2 protein-coding genes are annotated in these 3530 nt (G+C 32.5%); one reads left to right on the top strand and one right to left on the bottom strand.

Annotated elements, in window-relative coordinates; all coding sequences use genetic code 11:
• Positions 1-1044, top strand: coding sequence for a HupE/UreJ family protein (locus tag AN959_RS19095; protein WP_056833100.1), 1044 nt, complete (start codon positions 1-3; stop codon positions 1042-1044).
• Positions 1045-1491: 447 nt separating this feature from the next.
• Here the strand turns inward: AN959_RS19095 and AN959_RS19090 are convergent, their stop codons facing one another.
• Positions 1492-3462: an LTA synthase family protein gene (locus AN959_RS19090; RefSeq protein ID WP_056833098.1), complete on the bottom strand. Its 1971-nt coding sequence runs from the start codon at positions 3460-3462 to the stop codon at positions 1492-1494.
• Between the last annotated feature and the right edge of the window lie 68 nt (positions 3463-3530).

Genomic DNA, 3530 nt, shown 5'->3' with positions numbered 1-3530 from the left:
ATATATTTAATTATTATATTAATACTTTCAATTACCACTACCCTTCAATCCCCTTCTGCCTATGCTCATACCAATAATAGTGAAGGTTACTCTCTTATTGAGGTTAATGATAATCATATCAATTATGAACTGAAGGTTGACCTCACAGAACTTGGTCATGCCATGAATCAAGTAATGGCACAGAAGCAATTTGACACGAAAATAGTTCAGGACTATGTCAATTCTCGTATTGAACTTTATGCGGATAGTGTAAAAGTAAAAGGAACGCTTGAAGCAACTGATGTTGAAACAATTAATGACAAACAGTTTGCTGTCATGAACCTAAAATACCAATTAGAAGACAACCCTGAAAAGCTAGTCTTAGATTATAATATGTTTCTAGATGATTCAGATCCAAGTCATGCCAATTATGCAACGGTTAAATTAGATGGTAAACAACAAGAAGGAGTTCTTACTTTCGAGTCAAGAGAGCTTGAAATCGGTGAAGTGAGTTTTGTTCAAACTGCAACACAGTTTCTTTTACTTGGCTTAGAGCATATCTTTACAGGCTACGATCATATTCTGTTTGTTATTAGCTTATTATTTGGAGCAAAGACCATCAAAAATACATTCACTTTAGTAACTGCGTTTACGATTGCCCATAGTATAACTCTAATTCTTGCAACATTAGATATCGTACAGTTACCAGGTAGATTTGTAGAAGCTACAATTGCGTTGAGTATTATTTACGTAGCACTTATTAATATTTTTAACCCTGACTCAAAGCATCAACCATGGCTTGCCTTTGCCTTTGGTCTCATCCACGGATTTGGTTTTGCGGGAATTCTTTCAAAAATGCAATTAGATGGAAGTCACCTTGCCACGTCTCTATTATCTTTCAATATCGGGATTGAAATTGGACAACTAATTATTGTAGCTATCGTATTCCCTATTCTTCTGTGGTTAAAGAAAATAACTGTTAAACCAGCTAAATGGGTGATTCCTGGAGCTTCAGTAGCAATCTTAGCCTTTGGACTCGTTTGGTTTATGGAAAGAGCTTTTTAATGAAACAACTGTAAGAGATTTTTTTCTTAATAGGACCGACTCAATAGGCAACAAAGCCTTTATTCATTAGTTGATAAAATTACTTGTACTCACGAAGGTAAAATCCATATACACTATACCTTGTTAATCCGTTGCTTGAAGCATAATACTCTACATAAAGAGGCATCTAGTATATGGTTAGTTACCCTCTTTTAAAATAAGATACGATCACACTCTCCTTAACAAGCAAAAAGAACGAATTCCTCCGTCGAGAATTCGTTCTTTATTTATTACTATATTAACTTAAACCAAGCAACCGCTTCACAATGTGCAGAGTGTATGTGGCAACAAAAGAGTGTTGATGACTTTACAAAATTTATGTAGTAACAAAAAAAAGGGACAAATCAATAAGGAGTAAGATATCAAAAAACATTCTTGAGATATCTTACTCCTAATATTGAAATGAATCTATTTTTCTTCGTTATCAGTTTCCTCTGTTATATCCTTATTATAATTGTACTGAGAAGGATCAACTTTAGTAAAACCTTCCGGTGTATAGAATCTCAATAAGTCACCATTCACAACTTTATCAGATAATTGTAATTTATAATCTACTACTTTTTTATACTCATTCGCTTTTTCTAATTGATTATCATCTAGTGGTAAACCAGTTTTAGCATCATAGAATTTCCCATCAATTGAATAGATAGTAGGACTGACATAATCATCATTTCTAAACGTTACTACCTCATTATGTTCTTTTGATAATAAGTCGGTACCAAATTGAACATAATTTTGTGATTCAATTCCAAGTAAGTGTAATAAGGTCGGAAGAAGGTCAATTTGCCCTCCGTAAGTATGATTGACTCCACCTTCACCTTGCATTCCTGGAACGTGAATAATTAATGGTACACGTTGTAAATTAGCACTTTCATAAGGTGTAACTTCTTTTCCGATGATTTGTTCCATGGCTTTATTATGATTTTCTGAAATACCGTAATGGTCACCATAAAAAACAAGCATACTGTTATCATATAAGCCTGACTTTTGTAATTCACCAATGAACTGTTCAATCGCTTCATCCGCATAACGAGCAGTTTGGAAATAATCATCTACACTTGCATCACCAGTATCAGCTTTACCAATTGTTGTTAAGTCTTGATTCATTTTATATGGATAATGGTTCCCAACCGTAATAAATTTCGAATAGAAAGGTTGAGGTAAAGTTTTTATTAGATCTAATGATTGTTCAAAGAATGGCTTATCCAATAAACCATATTCAGCCATATCTTCTTCAGAACTAGTGTCATAATAATTGGCATCAAAGAAATGGTCATAGCCAAATGATTTATAAATCTCATTACGATTCCAGAAACTGCCGCTATTACCATGGAAGACAGCAGATGTATAGCCATCCTCTTTTAATATTGCAGGAGCTGCTTGATACGTATTCTGACCTTTTGTAATAAATGCAGATCCTTGCGGTAAACCAAACAAAGAGTTTTCAAGCATAAATTCAGCATCCGAAGTTTTACCTTGAGCTGTTTGATGGAAGAAGTTATCAAAGTATAGTGTATTCGGATCTTTAGTTAATGAATTTAAGAATGGCGTTACTTCTTCACCGTTTAATTTATAGTCAATCAAAAAGTTTTGGAATGACTCCAAATGGATATAGATGACGTTCATCTCTTTTGCTGCGCCAAAATATTCTGGGTTAGGCTCCGCATAGTTTGATTTTGTATAGTTAATAACTTCTGTCATATCATCGCTATCAGCTAAAACCCTTTGTGAAGACGCCTTTATAGTTTCAGTAGCGTCATAAATAGTATAGTTATACATTCCTAAATACTTAACAATATAGCTTCTATCAAAACCACGAGTTAATAACTGTGGACGATCAAAGTTAGCTAGTCCTAAATTTAAAGCAGATATTCCTATTGCAAAAGCTATCACTGCAATTGCTTGTTTGTATCTAATTTTACTATTATCTTTTTGTATTTTTTTAGATAACCATAGGTAAATTAACAAAAATACATCAATAAAGAACAATATATCGTATGGTTTTAATAAAGAAATAATACTACCGCCTAAGTCTCCAAAGTTTTGCGTTTGAGTAATCGTTGGTAATGTAATAAAGTCACTAAAAAATCTATAATAAACTGCATTTGCATATAAAAGAATGGACATAAGAGAATAAATTACAACAAGTAATGCATATTTCCCCCGTCCTTTGAAAATGAATGAAAATCCAAGAAATAACATAGCTGAACCCAATGGATTCAAAATTAAAAGGAATTGTTGAAGGATTCCTTCTACCCCTAAATTAAACTGTGTTACTTGTATGATATATGTTTTAATCCATAGCATGAAAACGGCAAATAAATAAAAACCAAAAAACTTGTTTAAAGAGACAGCTTTTTTATTATATAAACTTTCCATTTATTCACCCTCCTATTAGTTTAATAATTAAGTTTTACATTAAAAGATTAATTTGGTAAAATATAATT

This window comes from Psychrobacillus sp. FJAT-21963, from assembly GCF_001420585.1.
GTDB lineage: Bacteria > Bacillota > Bacilli > Bacillales_A > Planococcaceae > Psychrobacillus.
Note: the sequence above shows the minus strand (reverse complement) of the source record. Positions and strands in the feature narration are given on the sequence as shown.

Coding starts and splice junctions, on each gene's coding strand:
- AN959_RS19090 (WP_056833098.1), bottom strand. CDS start 3,462: ATGGAAAGTTTATATAATAAAAAAGCTGTCTCTTTAAACAAGTTTTTT.